This window comes from Serratia sp. SA088, from assembly GCF_049065515.1.
GTDB lineage: Bacteria > Pseudomonadota > Gammaproteobacteria > Enterobacterales > Enterobacteriaceae > Serratia > Serratia nematodiphila.
In genome coordinates this window covers 784,774-802,312 of record NZ_JBAKGW010000001.1, presented here as the reverse complement: position 1 = coordinate 802,312, position 17,539 = coordinate 784,774, and the positions used below count along the sequence as shown (strand labels likewise).

The window sequence follows — 17,539 nt, the reverse complement described above, 5'->3', positions numbered from 1 at the left end:
GGGCCAAAAAATATTCAACAAAACGGTTGAATATTAGCCCGCCTGTTCTATATTCAACCATATGGTTGAATTATCTTCCTCACAGCTGGACGCCATTTTTCATGCGCTGGCCGACCCGACCCGCCGCTCGATGTTACGCGCGCTGGCCGGCGGTGAGCGCAGCATCGGCGAACTGGCCGCGCCGCTGCAGATGTCGTTCGCCGGCGCCTCCAAGCACGTGAAAGCACTGGAACATGCGGGCCTGGTGCAACGCACCGTGCAAGGAAGAAACCATATCTGCCGGCTCGAACCCGAGCCTATGGCGCAGGCCATGCACTGGCTGCAAACCTATGAACATTTCTGGACTGAACGGCTGGATGCGCTCGAACAGGCGCTGCTGCAGCCCGAACAGCTTCCTCCCAAGGAGTGAACCATGAATGATTACGGCATGATTATCGAACCCGGCACGCTGCGCATCCAGCGGCTGCTGCCCGGCCCCATCGAACGGGTGTGGGCTTACCTGACCGAATCCGACAAGCGCGCCACCTGGCTGGCGGCCGGCGCCATGAAGTTGGAAAACGGCGCGCCGCTGGAGCTGGAGTTTCGCAACTCCGATCTGGCGGGCGAGCACGAGCCACCGCCGGCCAAGTACAAACAGCACGGCGGCTGCGTCAGCAACCGCGGCCACATCACCTGCCTGTTCCCGCCGCGCCTGCTGAGCTTTACCTGGGCCGAACAAGATCAGGGCCGCCCTTCCGAGGTGACCTTCGAGCTGACGGAACAGGGAAACGCGGTGCTGCTGACGGTCACCCACCGGCGCCTGGCCAACCGCGACGAGATGCTCAGCGTCGCCGGCGGCTGGCACACCCATCTGGATATCCTGCTGGATCGTCTGCACGATCGGGCGCCGCAGCCGTTCTGGAGCACCCATGCCCGGCTGGAAGAAGAGTACCGCGCCCGCCTGTAATTACGACTCGTCCCTGCGCCTGAACGCCAGATAACCGGCGATCAGCGTAAAACTGCCGACCAGCAACACCAGCAGGATAAAACCGTGGTGATTGCTGGCCAGCGGTATCCCTCCGACGTTCATGCCGAAGAAACCGGCGACGATGTTGATCGGCAACGCCAGTACGGTGATCACCGTCAAGGTGTAGAGCGTGCGGTTATTCTGCTCCATCAGCTTGGCGCCCAGTTCTTCCTGCAGCAGCCGGATGCGTTCGGTCAGGCTGGCGAGATCGTTCAACACCACGGTGAACTCTTCGGTAAACTGCCGCAGATCCTGCACCACCTCGCGGCTCAGCCAGGCCGGCGGCCGGTTCAACAGGCGAAACAGCGCGGCCGGTTCCGGCGCCAACAGGCGCTGAAAGCGCAATAACATGCGGCGCATGCGCCCCAGCTCGGCGCGGTTGCGTTTGACGCGGCGGGTCAGCAGGCGATCCTCGATGGTATCGACATACTGGTTAGCCTGCCGCACCACCTGCTCCAGCACGTCCTCCTGCTCTTCCAGCAGGTGCGCCAGCAGCTCGGTAGACGATGCCAGCTCCAGCGCCGTCAGGCGGCCAAGCAGCCGTTCAATCAATCGCACCGGTTTGTGACGCACGGTGACCACCAGCCCACGGCAGCAATAGAGCCACAGCGTCGCCGTTTCCGGGTTGCTGTCCTCAGGGTGGAAAATCACGTCGTTGAGCACCGCGAACAGATCGTCGCCCTGGCGCTCGATGCGCGTGGTGTGGGAACCATGCCGAATTTCGTGGAAGAAAAAGTCGGAAATGGCGAAATGGTTTTTCAGCCACTTCTCCGCCGCCGCGTGGTTGAGATTGAGGTGCAGCCAGACAAAGCCGTCGCCGGACGGCAAAGCCTGGTAGGCCTGACAGATCTGCTGCGAGTTCAGGCGCACCGGCGGCTCACCGGAACGAAACACATGGCCGTAGATCAGCCCGGTCACTTCATCATCGAAATCAAGCTTGTGCATCTTTTCCGCTAACCGTTGCACCATAACGCCTTATCCTGCCTGTTGCCGTTAACCCAAGACCGTCCCCGCTGTTATAACAATCTTTATTTATCGGCGTTAATGATTTTCGCCGTTCCCGATGATTAATATTTTCGTCATAAAAAAGCCACATTCATTCAGAATACTTTTCAGGCGACAGCTACCGCATTCAATCCTCTCAGGAAGGTCATTATGAGCGATAACAGCGCCGTTCAAACGGGTGTGCCGGCCGCCGCCAGCCTGCCCAAACTGCATCAAAAGAACAGTCGACTCACTGTTCTTTTTTTTGTGTTTTTATTAATTCTGGGGATCGCGTTCGCCGGGGTGAACTTATTTAACGACGTCAGCGACGCCGGCGCCGTCTATACCAGTTACATTCCGTTTTTATTATTGGGGCTGGCGCTGCTGATCGCGCTGGGCTTTGAATTCGTCAACGGCTTCCACGACACCGCCAATGCGGTCGCGACGGTGATTTACACCCACTCGCTGTCGCCGATGGTCGCCGTGGTGTGGTCCGGTTTCTTCAACTTTCTCGGCGTGTTGCTCTCCAGCGGCGTGGTGGCCTTCGGCATCATTTCGCTGCTGCCGGTCGAGCTGATCCTGCAGGCCGGCACCGGCAACGGCTTCGCCATGGTGTACGCCCTGCTGTTCTCCGCCATCATCTGGAACCTCGGCACCTGGTGGCTCGGGCTGCCCGCCTCGTCGTCGCATACGCTGATCGGCTCGATTATCGGCGTTGGCGTGGCCAATGCCCTGATCCACGGCCGCACCGGCACCAGCGGCGTGGACTGGGGCCAGGCGATCAAGGTGGGCTATGCGCTGCTGCTGTCGCCGGTGATCGGCTTCGTGTTCGCCGGCCTGCTGCTGCTGGCGCTGAAGCTGTTTGTCAAGAACCGCCAGCTGTACAGCGCGCCTAAAGACAATAGCCCGCCGCCGCTGTGGATCCGCGGATTGCTGATCCTCACCTGCACCGGCGTTTCCTTTGCCCACGGCTCCAACGACGGCCAGAAAGGCATGGGCCTTATCATGCTGATCCTGGTGGGCACCATGCCGATCGCCTACGCCCTGAACCGTTCGATGCCGCCGGAGCAGATCCCCCGGGTGGCGGCGCTGGCGGAGGTGACCAAAAACGAGCTGCTGCGCCAGTTCCCGGCCGGCGGCCAAACGCCGCCGCGCGAGGTGCTGACCGGCTATGTGCGCACCAGCGATCTGACGCCGGAGGTGGTGCCGGCGCTGGCGCAACTGACCGGCGCGATCGGCGATCAAATTCGCCAGTACGGCTCGGTCGACAAGATCCCGGCGCAGGCGGTGTCGAACACCCGCAACGACATGTACCTGGCGTCCGAGACCATCAAGCACCTGAAGGCAGAGCATCAGTTGCAGATCAATCCCGACACGCAGCGCAACCTCGACGCGCTGAAGGGCGAACTCGACAACGCCACCCGCTTCATTCCCTTCTGGGTGAAAGTGGTGGTGGCGATTGCACTGGGGCTCGGCACCATGGTCGGCTGGCGCCGTATCGTGGTGACGGTGGGCGAAAAGATCGGCAAATCGCACCTGACCTACGCCCAGGGCGCCAGCGCCGAACTGGTGGCGATGACTACCATCGGCGCGGCCGACGCCTTCGGCTTGCCGGTTTCGACCACTCACGTACTTTCATCCGGCATCGCCGGCACCATGGCAGCCAACCGCTCCGGCCTGCAGATGGCCACCCTGCGCAATCTGCTGATGGCCTGGGTGCTGACGCTGCCGGCCTCAGTGCTGCTGTCGGCGGTGCTGTACTGGATCTTCAACCATTTCTAACACCGGGCTGATACGGAGAAAATCTGATGACCATGCATGAATTCAACCGCGAAGACGGATTCAACCAGCGCCTGCTGCAAGAATTTTACGACAGCTACGACGAAGAGCTGGAAATGGAGCTGGACGACCTGCGCTTCGACGCGGCAGAAGTCGACAGCGACGCGAAGAAAGCCTGGCGCAAGCAATACTTCCGCGAACTGCTGCGCCTGCAGGGTGAACTGGTAAAGCTGCAGGACTGGGTGATGCGTACCGGCCATCGGCTGGTGATCCTCTTCGAAGGCCGCGACGCCGCCGGCAAGGGCGGCGTGATCAAACGCATTACCCAGCGCCTCAACCCGCGCACCTGCCGCGTGGCGGCGCTGCCGGCGCCGAACGACCGCGAACGCACCCAGTGGTATTTTCAGCGCTATATCGCGCATCTGCCCGCCGCCGGCGAAATGGTGCTGTTCGACCGCAGCTGGTATAACCGCGCCGGCGTGGAGCGCGTGATGGGCTTTTGCAACGACGAAGAGTACGAGGAGTTTTTCCGCAGCGTGCCGGAATTCGAAAAAATGCTGACGCGCAGCGGCATCCAAATCGTCAAATACTGGTTTTCGATCACCGATGAGGAGCAGGAGCTGCGTTTCCTCAGCCGCATTCACGATCCGCTCAAGCAGTGGAAGCTCAGCCCGATGGATCTGGAAAGCCGCCGCCGCTGGGAGGACTACACCGAGGCCAAAGAAATCATGTTAGCGCGCACTAACATTGCCGAGGCGCCCTGGTGGGTGGTTCAGGGCGTCGACAAGAAAAAGGCCCGCTTGAACTGCATCACTCACCTGCTGCAGCAGGTGCCTTATGAGGAAGCCGAAGGTAACGTCATCACGCTGCCGCAGCGCAAACGCAGCCCGGAGTACCACCGTAACCCGGTGCCAGACAACATGGTGGTGCCGGAAATCTACTGACCGTAGCGCAGAGAGGCGGTTGCCGCAGCTCTGCGCAAATACAACGCTTTGATTTCTCTCACGCTAAGGGGCCAGACTCCATGTTAAAGTGGTTGCTTTCCATTTTGACAGGAGTCTTCCATGCGCCAACGCATCATTGTCTGCCCGCTGATTGAAAACGATAACGCCTTCCTGCTGTGTAAAATGGCCGCCCACAAAGGCGTGTTTCCCGGCCAGTGGGCGCTGTCCGGCGGCGGCGTCGAGCCGGGTGAACAAATAGAACAGGCGCTGCGGCGCGAAGTGCGCGAAGAGTTGGGCGCCGCGCTGATCCTCGACAACATCACGCCCTGGACTTTCCGCGATGACGTGCGCGTCAAAACTTACGCCGACGGCAGCCAGGAGCAAATCTACATGATTTACCTGATTTTCGACTGCCATGCCGCCAACCGCGACGTGACGATCAACGACGAGTTCGATGACTACGCCTGGGTGCCGCGCGAGCGCCTCGCGGACTACGATTTGAACGAGGCCACCCGCTTCACCCTGCGGCAAAAGGGATTGTTGTAACAGTTTGAGCGATTATCGCCCTATTTCCTTCACATTTGCCGGGCAGACTCTTTTGATATTTTTTAATCACTTAGGGTCACTATTGCCGCCGTTATGCTTTTATCTCACGCTTTTCTCCGTCTGCCTGTCCGGCGCTTCGGCGCCGCCCTGCTGTTCAGCCTGCTGTTCGTTTTGGCGCCCGTGCATGCCGCTGCACCGCCGCTGGTGCTGAATGCCAAATCGGTGCTGGTCGTCAATCAACGCACCGGAAAGACCCTTTATCAGAAGCAGCCGAACCGCGTGCTGCCGATCGCCTCGCTCACCAAACTGATGACCGCCATGGTCGCCCTGGACAGCAAACGCCCGATGGGCAGCAAGCTCAAAGTCACCGCCGCCGATCGCGATCTGCTGAAGAAAACCCATTCGCGCCTGACCATCGGCTCGGTGCTCAGCCGCCGCGACATGCTGCACATCGCCCTGATGTCTTCGGAGAACCGCGCCGCCGCCGCGCTGAGCCGCAGTTATCCCGGCGGGCGCAAGGCCTTCGTGGCGAAAATGAATCAGAAAGCGCGCGCCATCGGCATGAAACGCGCCCGCTTCTACGATCCGACCGGGCTGACGCCGCGCAATGTGGCGACCGCCAACGATCTGCTGAAGATGGTCAATCACGCCTATCGCTATCAGTCGATTCGCCGCTTCAGCACCGACAAGCAGCAGATAGTGCGCCCCGGCCGCGGCCAGCTGGTTTACCGCAGCTCCAACGGCCTGATCAACAACCCCGCCTGGAAGATCCAGCTGCAGAAAACCGGCTTTACCGACGAGGCCGGCCACTGCCTGGTGATGCGCACCACCATCAAAGGGCAGCCGGTGGTGATGATCCTGCTCGGCGCACAGCCGCGCTACGGCCACTACCGTGACGCCATTCGTCTGAAGGCCTGGCTCGAGGGGTAACATCGCGTCGCTTTACCGTTCTGCGCATATCCAAATCCGTTTTGGATCAATGGAATATCCTATCGCCAATCAGTATTAAGGCGTGCGCCGCCCGCATGGTATTTGTCAGGCATATCTGATGAGGAAAGGAGCGGGAAAATGGCTTATGCCTTGAGCATATTGGAAAAGAGTCCGATCGCCGAAGGGGAAAGCGCCGCGCAGGCGCTGGCGCGCACGCTGCATCTGGCGCAACAGGCGGAACGCTGGGGATATCGGCGTTTCTGGTTAGCGGAGCACCACAATACGCCGCAGCTCGCCTGCCCGTCGCCGGAGGTGCTGATCGGTTATCTGCTCGGCCAAACGTCGCGCATTCGCATCGGCTCCGGCGGCGTGATGCTGCAGCACTACAGCGCCTACAAGGTAGCCGAAAACTTCAACCTGCTGGCGGCGCTGGCGCCAGGGCGCGTCGATCTCGGGGTGGGCAAAGCGCCCGGCGGGCTGCCGCTCGCCACCCAGGCGCTGCAGGCCGCCCATGACCGGCAAAACAAACCTGCCTTCCCGCAGCAGCTGTCGCAGCTGACCGCTTACCTGAACGACGACGCCGAACCGGGCCTGAGCGCCACGCCGTTGCCGCCGCACGCCGCCCAGCGCTTTTTGCTCGGTGCCAGTAAAGAGAGCGCGACGCTGGCGGCTGAATCCGGCTGGGCCTTCGTGTTCGCCGCGCATCTGAACGGCAATCCGCAAGAGATTAGAGAAGCGCTGGAGCACTACACCGCACACAGCGGCGGCCGCAAGGGGCTGCTGGCGGTGGCGGCGATCGTGGCGCAGAGCCCGGAGCAGGCCGCGACGCTGGCGGCGGAGATTCAGCAATACCGCGTGCACGTCGCCGGTGAGCAGAGCGTGACCGTCGGCAGCCTGGCGCAGGCCGAGAGTTTCGTGCAACAGGCCGGCGCCACCGACTACCGCATCGAGCCGCGAGAAAGTCATGTTCTGCTCGGCACCGCGCAGCAGGTGCATCAGCAACTGGCGCAGCTGCAGCTGCAGTACGGCGTGGACGAGTTCATCATCGACACGCCGATCGCCGAACCGACCGCCCGGTTAACCTCGCTACAGCGGCTGGCGGAGGAAAACCTGACGCCGGCTTAGTTGATCGCCGCCTCGGCCCGCATGGCTTCGGACAGATCCTGCGCCAGCGGCGCCAGCTGTGCCGGCACCACGTTGGCCAGGCTAACGCGCAGCGCCGGGCCGCCCTTCAGGCGGAAAGGTTCACCGCCCTGCACCAACCACCCCCGCTGCGCCATCAGCTGCGCGGCGGCGCTTTCCGACCTCACCGGCAACCACAGATGCAACCCTTCACCGACCGCCAGCGCCGTGTGATTCAATGCATTGAGCCGCTGCACCAGTTCATCCCTTCTGGCCTGATATGCCTGTTGCGCCCGCGGCAGTTGCCCTTCCTGCAAGGCCTGTCTCCACAGCCTGGCGGCGATCTGTTGCAAGATATGGCTGACCCAGCGTTCGCTGATGTACTGATCGGCGCGCATCGCCTGCAGCAACGTCGGGTTGCCGCAGGCCAGCGCGATGCGCAGATCCGGGCTGAGAAACTTGCTCAGCGACAACACGTACAGGCCGCGATCGCCGTCGAACGGCAGATGCAGCGGCTGCTGCGACAGCGGCCCCCAGAAGTCGTCGACGATCGCCAGACACTGCGGGTTGTCGCGCAGAAAACGCCGCCACTGTTGCGCGCGCTGCGCAGAGAGCGAAGCGCCGGTCGGATTGTGAGCGCGCGGCGTCAGGATCACCGCGCCGGCGGCCCCGCTTTCCGGCAGCCGACAGCCCTGTTCATCTACCGACAGCGGCAGCGGCCGTAGACGCAGATGGCGCAACAGCGTCAATAGCGGCGGCCAGCAGGGATCTTCCACCCACACCGCCGCACCCGGCTGCACATGGCAGCGCAGCGCCTTTTCCATCGCGTCCAGCGCGCCGGAGAACACCGCCGGTTCCCCCAGCGTGACGCCCTGGCGGCTGAGCCACTCGCGTCCCAGACCGGTCAATACCGGCAGATCGCCACTGATGTCATAACCATTTTGCTGCGGGAACACCTCCGCCGCGCCAAGCGCCAACGCCGGCAACAATGCGGCATCCAGATTGCCGCTGGCCAGATCGCACATTCCCGCCGGCACCTGACGCGGCGTATAGGCCGCACTCACCGCCGCCAGCGGCGGCTCCAGCACCACCGTTCCCGCCCGCCCGCGCGTCGCCACCAAGCCGGCATCGCGCAATCGGGCATAAGCGCTGGCGACGGTATTCGGATTGACCTCCAGCTCCGCAGCCAGTTGGCGTACCGGCGGCAACAGCTCGCCCGGCCGCAGCGCGCCGTCTTTGATGCGTGCGGCGATCTGCTCGGCAATCTGGACAGCGCCGCCGCCTTTTGCATACAATAAAGTCATACATAAATCCTTTTGTACTAGTTCAGACAAGATTAGCAGCTTCCGCGGCCAAAAGTAAGGGGTTCCATGGATAAACATTACGTGCTCGACATTCAGTATGCAGGAAAAGCCTTTGCCCGCCTGGAGATGTTCACCCCCTGGGCAGCCGATCAGCTGGAGCAGGCGTGCGCGCTGTTCCCGGCCGCGCAGGGTTATCAGGTGCAGCTCAGCCAGGTCAGCGAACGCCGCATCGTCTATCAGAGCGGCGCGCAGGGCATCACGGTGCTGGGCGAGTCGCTGGCGCTGACGCCGTTCCCCCACGCTCACGAGGTTAAACAATGAAAAAAGCCGTCGCCATTCGACACGTCAATTTTGAAAACCTGGGTATTCTCGGTTCCCTGCTCTCGCTGCGTGGCTATCAGATCGACTATTACGATGCCGGTCGCGATGATATTCGTGCTATCAATAATGAAGAGACCGATCTGTTGGTGGTGCTCGGCGGGCCGATCAGCGCCGCCCGGCACTTTTCCGGTGAGCAGCGCTATGATTTTCTCGACCATGAATTGGCGCTGGTCAAACAGCGCCTGGCGCAGCGGCGGCCGACCCTCGGGGTGTGTCTCGGCGCGCAGGTGATCGCCCAGGCGCTGGGCGCCGACGTGATTTCGCTCGGCGTCAAAGAGATCGGCTTCGCCCCGCTGACCACGCTCGCGGCCCAAGACGACTCGGTGCTGGCGCCGCTGGCCGATACGCCGGTGCTGCATTGGCACGGCGATATGTTCATGATCCCGGACGGCGCCCGCTGCCTGGCCGGCACGGCGATTTGCCCGCATCAGGCTTTCGACTATCAGGGGTTCGCGCTCGGTCTGCAGTTCCATCTGGAGGCGGATCACCGCGATATCGAACGCTGGTTGATTGGTCATGCCTGCGAGCTGGAACTGGCCGGCATCGCACCCAAGAGCCTGCGCGAACAGGCGGCGCACCACGGCGCACGGCTGGAACAGCGCGCGCGGCAGGTGTTCGCCCGCTGGCTGGATAATAACGAACCAAGGATGTAACTCATGCAACAGGCTTCACCCTTGCGATCACCGTCCATCGACGTGATCAGCATTCAATCTCAGGTGGTTTACGGCAGCGTCGGCAACGGTATCGCCTACCGGGCCCTGCTGAAAAAGGGGCTGGAAGCGCTGCAGGTGCCCAGCGTGCTGTTCGGCTGCCCGCCCTATTACGGCAAGCCGCATGGCGGCGTCATCTCCGGCGAGTGGTTCGGCGGCTTTCTCGACGATCTGATTGCCCGCGGCGTGATGAAACGCACCCGGGCGGTGATCGTCGGTTACCTGGGCGACGTGATGCAGTGCCATATTCTGGCCAACTGGCTGCAGCGGGTGCGCGCCCTCAATCCGCAGATAAGGATCTATATCGATCCGGTGATGGGCGATTACGGCGAAGGGATCTACGTGGATGAGCGCATCGTCAATTGCTATCGTTCGCCGTTCCTGCGGCTGGCCAACGGCCTGACGCCGAACGGTTTCGAACTGGAGCAGCTGTGCGGCCGCTCTCTGAGCAGCCGGGAGCAGACGCAACGCGCCGCGCAGGCGCTGTTAAACGACACCACCGAATGGGTGCTGGTCACCAGTGCGCCGGGCGTGGCACAGCACGAAGACGAAGTGGGTTTAATGTTGGTCACCCGGCAGGAAGCGCAGTGCTTTACCCATCCGAAGGTCAAATCGGCGGTCAAAGGCACCGGCGATCTGTTCACCGCACTGCTGGTGAGCCATCTGCTGCGCGGCGCCGCGCTCGATGCGGCCGTGGTTGCCGCCGGCGGCGAAGTGTGCGACGTACTGGCCGAAGCGGCGCATTTCGGTTGGGAAGAAATCGGCAGCCTGCGGGCGTTAAAACCGTAAGACCTGTGGAGAGTCAGGGGCAGCATGCCCGCCCCTGATAAATATCAGCGTTTTTTCTTTTTGTTGAAATCCAACTCGAAGGCGAACACCGCGCTCTGAATTTTTCGCTCCATCGCCAGCCCCAGCTTGAGGAAACGGCACGACAGGCGCGAGAAGTGCACCACCTGGTCGTTATCGTCGGTTTCCTGATCGTCGTTGACCACCACCAGCTCCATGTTGACCTTGAAGCTGCCGTAGCTGCCCAGCTCCAACTCCGCTTTCTTGAACAGTAGGCCCGGCTGGAAGAAATCCGGCAGCGGGCCGTCGAAGCGCAAACCAACGCCGCCGGCGGACAGATCGTGGATCCGCAGTTCATAAGGCGTGCCGTCCGGGTATTCGCCGGTACAGAAGAATTGGCGCCAGTGCGGCGTGGTGATGCGGAACTGCCGACGACGCTGGATGTAGACCAACTCCTGCGGCAGCCGGGTCGAGCAGGCCTGCACGCCCTGATGCTCAGTCATCTCCGCCTGTTCTACGGAAAACTCGATCTTGGCGTCGTGGCTTTCAATCACGATGGTACAAGCGCCCTCGATGGCGCTTTCCGCTTCTTCACCGCTAAACACGATGTTATCCGGCCCGACGCTCAATAACAGACTTTGAAACCGTTGCTGCTGATTCTCTACGCGCAGCGGCGTGCGCTGTTTGCAAATTTCACGCAAAATCGCCAGAACTTCAAAACGTTCCCGTTTAACAAACAGTCCGTTATCGCTGTGCTCCACACGTCTCTCCTGACTTTTTTCTAATGACGTATTACGTATTACGTATTACCTATTCCTTACGGTTATCATCTCTGGGAATATTCCTAAAGTCAAATTTGCCAGCGCTGCCAGGCCTGTGGCAACAGGCGTGCGAAACGTTTCGCCCACGCCTGTTGCCCGCGTTCGTCGGCGATCAGGTCCTGGCGGATTTCGATGCCGACATAAGGCAACCCGCGCCGTTCCGCATGAACCGGCAACGTGTAGTCGGTGGCGTCGGTCATCGCATAGGGTTCGTTGATCCCCACCTGCAAATCCCCCTCTTCGCGCAGCAGTTCGGCCAACAGATGGGCAAATTCCGGGTAGCGATTAAACAGCAACCCCACCTGCCAGGGGCGCGATTCCCCTTTGAACACCGGTGTGAAACTGTGCATGGCGATCACCGCCGTCGGCAGTTCGCGCAGCTGACGTTGCCCCAAATGATCGTCGATGGCGTGGTGATACGGCAAAAACACCTCACGCTCGCGCGCCAGCGCGTGCTCGGCGTCAATACCGATATTGCCGGGTATCGGCGTCAGTTCGGACAAATGCGGGATCGAGCTGGCGATGCCTGGCGCCCGGTTGCAGTCGATCACCAGCCGTGAATAACGCTGGTGGATCAGGGTGGCGTCCAGCTGACGGCTCAGATGGCGCGACACGTTCAACGCGCCGATGTCCCAGCCGATGTGGCGTTCGATCTCCCCCGGCGGCAAACCAAGGTCGCCAAGGGATTGCGGTATCGCCTTACCGGCGTGATCGCACAGCAGCAAAAAGGGCGCTTTGCCGCGCGGGATTTCAACGGCGGCGGCAGAGGGTTCATCGGCGGACAATAACGGCGGGATAAACGAATGGGGCATGGCGGGCTCCGGCGGTGGAAAGCAAAACATTTATCGTAGCGCTATCCCGTCGCCGGCCCCAAGGTCGTGCTTAGATCAAAAAGGCATGAGTCAGACTGTAGTCATGCCGTCTCGGCCGGCTGCGGCTGGTGCACCGCGATGTAACGCTGATACCGCGATGGCTTGAGCCGCGTAGTATCCACCAACACCAGTCCATCGATACAGTTGTTGAACGCCGGATCGGTGCCGAAATCGATAAACTGCACCCCGCCCGGTTCGCACAGCTCGGTGTACTGCTTGTACAGCGTTGGGATCGAGCAGCCGATGTTGCTGAGCAGGCTCTTCAGCCGCACCAGATCTTCCTGATAGTTGTCCCCGGCAAACTGCGCCAGCACCTGCGGCAGCGACGCCGGATAAGGCCGCCGCGACTGCGCGAAGGCGTGGTCCGGCGAGAAATAGAGCCGATAGAAGGCGATCAGCAAATCACGTGCTGCCAGCGGCATGCCGCCGGAGATCGACACCGGGCCGAACAGATAGCGGTACTGCGGGTATTTCGACAGATAGGCGCCGATGCCCAGCCACAAATAGTCCAGCCCGCGCTTGCCCCAATAGGCCGGCTGAATGAAGCTGCGCCCCAGCTCGATGCCCTGCGCCAGGATCGGTTCCATATCGCGGTCATAATGGAACAGGCTGTTGCTGTAGATGCTTTCCAGCCCTTTGCGCGCAATTTGTTCGGCGGTAGGGATGAAGCGATAGGCGCCGACGATCTCCAGCTCCTCCTCGTCCCACAGCACCAGGTGGTAGTAATCGTCGTCGTAGCTGTCCAGATCGCGGCGGCGGCCGGATCCTTCCCCCACCGCGCGGAAGGCGATCTCACGCAGGCGCCCCAGCTCGCGCAGGATTGGCGTCCGCGCTTCGTCATGGCGACGATAGAGATAGATGGTTTTACCGTCCGGCGTTACCCCCAACCGTTCGCAGTTCGCCAGCGCCTTTTTCAGCTCCAGACGATCTTCCGGCAGCGCGATCGGCGATTCGCTGGCGAACAGCCCCGGCTTGCCCTGGCCCAGACGATAGACGTGGCGGCGAAAACGCTCCGCCAGATCCTTGGCGCTGGTGTGGCCGTCGTGCCAGTTGGCGAACGGCACGCGGCCGCCGACGCGGATCTTGATGCGCCCGCCCCGCTGCTGGAACATTTCGCGCACCAGCAGCAAGGTCGACAGCGGCCGGTAGACCAGAGAGGTAAAGTAGAACAGGTTGCTGTTGCGTGCGCTGATGTGGATCGGCACGATCGGCGCGCGCGCTTTGGCGGCCAGGCGCAGAAAACCGGTATGCCAGTGGCCGTCGCGGATGCCTTTCGGGCTCATGCGCGACACTTCGCCAGCCGGGAACAGGATCAGCGCACCCTGGTTGTCCAGCTGCTGCTGCATGCCTTCAATCTGTTTGCGGCTGGTTTTATAAGCGACGTTATCCACCGGCACGAACAGGCTGCGCAGCGGTTCAATGTAGGTCAGCAGCTGGTTGGCCACCACTTTCACGTCCGGGCGCACTGCGGCAACGGCGCGCAGCAATACCAAGCCGTCGAGCGAGCCGATCGGGTGATTGGCCACGAGCACCACCGGCCCCTGGCTCGGGATGTTTTCCAGATCGCCGTCCACCAGTTCGCAGCTGAGGTTAAAGTAGTCCACCACCTGCTCGATCAGATCGAGCCCTTTCAGATGGGGATAATCGGCGGCGAACTGTTTGAATTCTTTTTCGAAGAGAAGGGTTCTTAGCAGGCTGCGCTGCCAGGCGGGGGTATTGCGGTGTGGAAATGCATCTTGCAACAGAGAATCCAGGCTGAACATCGCGTTATCTCCTGACGTAGTCGCTGCAAACTTAAGCCAGAGCCGTGACTCTGACATGTCAGTTACATGACAATAAAGTGAATCCATCGACTATCAGGTATAGCAAAGTAATGGCGAATTGGGAGCGAAAGACGCATTTTCGCCCCCACTTGCCTTCACATCGGCGCCAGCAACGCTTCGATGCGGCGGTTTACCGCGTCGCGCAGGCGCAGCAGCGGCCCGGCCTGGTGCGGATAACGCTTGAAGGTGATGCGCATGCCCAGCTCACTTTCTATAAGCGCTTCCACCGTCGCCCGATCGGTCAAACTCTCCAGCAGCTGCAGCGCGCGCATGTCTTGCAGCCCCTGGTGCAGCACCCGCAGGCGCAGCGACTCCACCGGCTGCAGATCCTCACCGGGATAGACCACGAACGGATCGCCGGAGGGAAACGCATGGCCGCTGTCGGTCACCGCGTACGGATTGATGCGTTCACGCGAATGGGCGCTGTTATAGAAGTTGAATCCCCAGTGCAGAAAGCCGGCGATGCGGTACAGATACAGCTGCACGCCCAATATGCGGTTGCGCGCCGAAGGCTGAGCGAAGAAGCGATTGGCGACCTCAGTCTTCTGCACGCAGCAGTAATAGGCCCACAGGCCGGGGACCTGGTGTTCGATAAAAGGTTCGAGGTGGTCGGTCGCAACGACCGGGGTTTCCACCAGGCCTTGCTGATAAAACGCGAAATCCGACAGCGCATCGAAGGTGCGGAAGCCATCCAGCAGCGGGCGCAGCGCGGCGCTGGCGCGCCGGTAGGCCGCCAGGTTGTCCAACGTCGGCTCATCGGAAACATGGAACCATACCTGCCGTTCCAGCCCCCGTTCGCGGAACCAGGCGGTCAACGCCGGCAGCAGCGCCTGTAGGAAACGCCGATACGCTTCGCCCTGCGCATCGGTGTGCCAGCCGAACTGCGTTCGCGTCTCGCCCTGCGCCTCCACCACGATCTTCGGCGCATGCGCCGCGCCCCATTGGGTAAACAGCGGCGCGATTTCGAAGTGCTCGATGCCCTCTTCCTGCGCCAACGCCACCCACTGCGCCAGACGGCTGAAATCGAAGCCATACCCGTGCGCCGAATGTGTCACCCTCACCAACTGTACCGTGGTGCGTTCGCCGCCAACGGCGGTATCCAGCGGCGGCGTGAACAGCGGCGTCAGCAGCATATTGACGCCGGCCTGCACCGCGCAGCGCACAAAGTTGCGCACCGCGCGCCAGTACGCCGGGCTGAACACCGCCAAACGGTAGTAATCCGCCAGGCAGTCGGTGTGCAGCCATTCGGTGTGCAACAGCGTTTGCGGCGGCAACGCCGCGGGCACCAGATGCAGCGTCAGTGTGGCCTCGGCCAGCGCCTCGCCGCTCTGGGCATCCAGCAGCCGCAGGGTCAACGGAAAGTCGCCGGCCAGTTGCGCGTCGGCCGGCGGCGTCAGGGTCAACCACAGGCTGCCATAATAGCGGCAGGCGGCAAAAAAACGCCGTTGCGGCAGCGGTATCAGCGGATCGGGAAATAAGCCCGGCTCGGTGGTCAGGTAATTCTCATCGGTCTCGCGATAACAGGGAAAACCGCTCGGCACCGATTGCACCTGGCGCACGCTGATATACTCCGCCAGCGGCCCGTCGAGTTGATAACACAGCTCATGGCGAGTCTCGTTGCCCGGGGTTTGCAAACAGTACACCGCCTGCCAGGAAAGCACCTCGTTATTTAACCCGCTCAGCCGATTTTCCACGGCAATGGGCGGCATATTTTGGCGATGAAATACTTTTTCCAGGCAATGCGTAAATACCAGAGACAGGCGCATGATATTTCGCCCTCTTTATTTTGGATGAATAAATGTTGTGAGATTCAGGCTAGCGTCTTTTATCGCCACAAACAATAGCCGGCAATAAAAAACGTTCAAGCGCCCTCCTCGGACAGCCCCAGCAAGATTTTTTTGTTTATTTGCATCACAAAAATGAAAGAAGCTGAAGCTTGCACAATAAAAATATTTTTAATCCCCATTATGGTGCAAGGGTTATCAGTTATTCCTATGCCTGCGAAGGCCGCTAAATGCCGCGCCACCGGGGAAAAACCCGTCAAAAGGTTAATAAAATGTAAACAAAAACCCCTTTCACTTGGCCGTAAAAGCCTTTCGATTTTAACAACAATGAAACATTGTCGCCCCATTTTTGGGCGTTTGGGGGTGTATTGACACATTGAAAGTTAAGGGATAGAAAGAATTTACGTTGCGAAAAACGCTATTCGTCGCTCACCGAGGGGAAAGCAATGTCACCGATAAAAAATACCGGCCGCCTGCTGGCGCATTCTATTCTCGCCAGCGCATTATTATTACCCACACTGCTCCATGCCGCAGATAAAATAACTTTACGCTATGCCGTTTGGGACAGAAACCAATTACCTGCCGAACAGGAGATTGCCAAGCGCTTTGAACAGGCTAATCCGGATATAAAAATAGAAATAGAATTAACTCCCTCGGCGCAATATTTCGTTAAATTAGATTCCGCCGCCGCCGGCGGCGTAGCGCCAGATATATTCTGGATCAATATGCCTTATTTTGTGCAGTACGCCAAAAACGGCATTATGGAACCGTTGGCGCCCTATATTAAGGACAGCAGCCTTAAACTGGACGACGTGGTCGCCAGCTCGGTGAAAGCCTATCAGTACGACGGCCAACAGATGGCCATCCCGCGCGACGTCGATTCCATCGCCGTGTGGTACAACAAAAAACTGTTCGATCAGGCCGGCGTCAGCTATCCCACCAGCGACTGGAGCTGGGACGATCTGAAGAGCAAGGCCGCCGCGCTGAAAAACGGGCTGAAAGGCGCCGCCTTCCCGCTGGTGATGGATCTCAGCATCGACGGTCAGGACAGTTACATGAACCTGCTGTTCCAAAACGGCAATCACATCGTGCCGAAAGATGGCCAGCCCACCGACATCGCCAACGACAAATCCCTCTGGGTCTATCAGCAGCTGCAGGGCATGATGAAAGACGGTCTGATGCCAAGCGCCCAGCAGATGAGCGAAGTCAAAACCGAGAACATCTTCCAGTCCAACCGCGCCGCGATGGTCTATGCCGGTTCCTGGCTGGCGGCGCCGTTCGCCAATAACCCGCTGATCAACGACCACATCGGCGTGGTGATGATGCCGAAAATTGAACGCCAGTCCGGCGTGGCCCACAGTTTGGCCTTCGCCATGTCGGCGAAAAGCGCCCACAAGCAGGCCGCCTGGAAATACATCGCCTTCATGAGCAGCGAGGCCTCACAGGCGGAGCTGGCCAAGGTGGTGATCCCGGCCAACAAGACGGCGGCCAAAGTCTGGGCGCAGCAGATTCAGAAAGTCGACGTCTCGCCTTACATCCAGACCCTGGAAGTGACCCAGGCTTACCCCACCGCCGGCACCAATACGCCGAAGTGGCAAAACATGTGGATCGCCAGCCTGAAGAAGATCTTTATGGGCGCGGACGCCAAACAGGAAATGGACAAATCGGTCAAGAAGATCGCGCGCGTCATGGAGCAGTAATCGCCCCGCCGCGGCGCGCTGCCCCGAGCGCGCGCCGCGGTGGACCC

Annotated in this window: 18 protein-coding genes; 12 read left to right on the top strand and 6 right to left on the bottom strand. The window is 60.7% G+C overall.

All coding sequences use genetic code 11. From position 1 onward, the window contains the following. Nucleotides 1-61 precede the first annotated feature (61 nt). Together ACOWVD_RS03955 and ACOWVD_RS03950 are read left to right on the top strand one after the other, a co-directional pair. On the top strand, nucleotides 62-409 hold the full coding sequence (locus ACOWVD_RS03955) for an ArsR/SmtB family transcription factor (RefSeq protein WP_004938187.1): 348 nt from the start codon (nucleotides 62-64) through the stop codon (nucleotides 407-409). A gap of 3 nt (nucleotides 410-412) precedes the next feature. Continuing rightward, complete coding sequence (locus ACOWVD_RS03950) at nucleotides 413-946, top strand: SRPBCC family protein (RefSeq protein ID WP_015377962.1); 534 nt, start codon at nucleotides 413-415, stop codon at nucleotides 944-946. On the opposite strand, the gene ACOWVD_RS03945 is transcribed toward ACOWVD_RS03950, so the two are convergent. Further along, a complete protein-coding gene (locus tag ACOWVD_RS03945) occupies nucleotides 947-1,975 on the bottom strand; it encodes a transporter (RefSeq protein WP_049240912.1) in 1,029 nt (342 codons plus the stop codon). A 186-nt stretch (nucleotides 1,976-2,161) separates the two neighbouring features. On the opposite strand from ACOWVD_RS03945, the gene ACOWVD_RS03940 reads away from it, so the two are divergent. The 5 genes from ACOWVD_RS03940 to ACOWVD_RS03920 all read left to right on the top strand — a co-directional run bounded on the left by ACOWVD_RS03940 (nucleotide 2,162) and on the right by ACOWVD_RS03920 (nucleotide 7,314). Next, on the top strand, nucleotides 2,162-3,772 hold the full coding sequence (locus ACOWVD_RS03940) for an inorganic phosphate transporter (RefSeq protein ID WP_049240910.1): 1,611 nt from the start codon (nucleotides 2,162-2,164) through the stop codon (nucleotides 3,770-3,772). A 26-nt stretch (nucleotides 3,773-3,798) separates the two neighbouring features. Continuing rightward, the gene (ppk2, locus tag ACOWVD_RS03935; protein ID WP_048323661.1) at nucleotides 3,799-4,713 is read left to right on the top strand and encodes a polyphosphate kinase 2; all 915 of its coding nucleotides are present in this window, start codon (nucleotides 3,799-3,801) and stop codon (nucleotides 4,711-4,713) included. A gap of 120 nt (nucleotides 4,714-4,833) precedes the next feature. Next, nucleotides 4,834-5,259 carry a nucleoside triphosphatase NudI gene (nudI, locus tag ACOWVD_RS03930; RefSeq protein ID WP_015377966.1) on the top strand — a complete coding sequence of 142 codons (426 nt, stop codon included), beginning with the start codon at nucleotides 4,834-4,836 and terminating at the stop codon, nucleotides 5,257-5,259. A 93-nt stretch (nucleotides 5,260-5,352) separates the two neighbouring features. Continuing rightward, a complete protein-coding gene (gene pbpG / locus ACOWVD_RS03925) occupies nucleotides 5,353-6,189 on the top strand; it encodes a D-alanyl-D-alanine endopeptidase (protein ID WP_004938210.1) in 837 nt (278 codons plus the stop codon). A 138-nt stretch (nucleotides 6,190-6,327) separates the two neighbouring features. Then, nucleotides 6,328-7,314 (top strand): MsnO8 family LLM class oxidoreductase, encoded by a 987-nt coding sequence (locus ACOWVD_RS03920; RefSeq protein WP_049240906.1) that lies wholly within the window; start codon nucleotides 6,328-6,330, stop codon nucleotides 7,312-7,314. Here ACOWVD_RS03920 and ACOWVD_RS03915 read toward each other — a convergent pair. After that, on the bottom strand, nucleotides 7,311-8,615 hold the full coding sequence (locus ACOWVD_RS03915; RefSeq protein ID WP_049240905.1) for an aminotransferase class I/II-fold pyridoxal phosphate-dependent enzyme: 1,305 nt from the start codon (nucleotides 8,613-8,615) through the stop codon (nucleotides 7,311-7,313). The two genes, ACOWVD_RS03920 and ACOWVD_RS03915, sit on opposite strands and share 4 nt — an antisense overlap. Before the next feature lie 66 nt (nucleotides 8,616-8,681). On the opposite strand from ACOWVD_RS03915, the gene ACOWVD_RS03910 reads away from it, so the two are divergent. The 3 genes from ACOWVD_RS03910 to ACOWVD_RS03900 are packed head-to-tail and all read left to right on the top strand — an operon-like array spanning nucleotide 8,682 to nucleotide 10,495. After that, nucleotides 8,682-8,936: a hypothetical protein gene (locus tag ACOWVD_RS03910; RefSeq protein ID WP_049240903.1), complete on the top strand. Its 255-nt coding sequence runs from the start codon at nucleotides 8,682-8,684 to the stop codon at nucleotides 8,934-8,936. Further along, complete coding sequence (locus ACOWVD_RS03905) at nucleotides 8,933-9,649, top strand: glutamine amidotransferase (protein ID WP_118892000.1); 717 nt, start codon at nucleotides 8,933-8,935, stop codon at nucleotides 9,647-9,649. Before ACOWVD_RS03910 ends, ACOWVD_RS03905 begins: the two co-directional genes overlap by 4 nt. A gap of 3 nt (nucleotides 9,650-9,652) precedes the next feature. Continuing rightward, nucleotides 9,653-10,495 (top strand): PfkB family carbohydrate kinase, encoded by an 843-nt coding sequence (locus ACOWVD_RS03900; protein WP_049240901.1) that lies wholly within the window; start codon nucleotides 9,653-9,655, stop codon nucleotides 10,493-10,495. 44 nt (nucleotides 10,496-10,539) lie between these two features. Here ACOWVD_RS03900 and ACOWVD_RS03895 read toward each other — a convergent pair whose 3' ends face one another. The 4 genes from ACOWVD_RS03895 to ACOWVD_RS03880 form a co-directional block, all read right to left on the bottom strand. Next, nucleotides 10,540-11,253 (bottom strand): flagellar brake protein, encoded by a 714-nt coding sequence (locus ACOWVD_RS03895; RefSeq protein WP_049240900.1) that lies wholly within the window; start codon nucleotides 11,251-11,253, stop codon nucleotides 10,540-10,542. 89 nt (nucleotides 11,254-11,342) lie between these two features. Further along, entirely contained in the window at nucleotides 11,343-12,125 is a 783-nt protein-coding gene (locus ACOWVD_RS03890) for an N-formylglutamate amidohydrolase (protein ID WP_154870320.1), read from the bottom strand. Between the two features lie 101 nt (nucleotides 12,126-12,226). Beyond that, nucleotides 12,227-13,948, bottom strand: a complete 1,722-nt coding sequence (gene olsF, locus ACOWVD_RS03885; protein WP_015377973.1) for an ornithine lipid synthase OlsF — start codon at nucleotides 13,946-13,948, stop codon at nucleotides 12,227-12,229. Between the two features lie 155 nt (nucleotides 13,949-14,103). After that, on the bottom strand, nucleotides 14,104-15,774 hold the full coding sequence (locus ACOWVD_RS03880) for a DUF4091 domain-containing protein (protein WP_421105454.1): 1,671 nt from the start codon (nucleotides 15,772-15,774) through the stop codon (nucleotides 14,104-14,106). Nucleotides 15,775-15,927: 153 nt separating this feature from the next. Between ACOWVD_RS03880 and ACOWVD_RS03875 the strand changes: the two genes are divergently transcribed. Next, nucleotides 15,928-16,164, top strand: a complete 237-nt coding sequence (locus ACOWVD_RS03875) for a hypothetical protein (protein ID WP_164094919.1) — start codon at nucleotides 15,928-15,930, stop codon at nucleotides 16,162-16,164. A gap of 74 nt (nucleotides 16,165-16,238) precedes the next feature. Continuing rightward, the gene (locus tag ACOWVD_RS03870; RefSeq protein WP_337961749.1) at nucleotides 16,239-17,492 is read left to right on the top strand and encodes a sugar ABC transporter substrate-binding protein; all 1,254 of its coding nucleotides are present in this window, start codon (nucleotides 16,239-16,241) and stop codon (nucleotides 17,490-17,492) included. Nucleotides 17,493-17,539 lie beyond the last annotated feature (47 nt).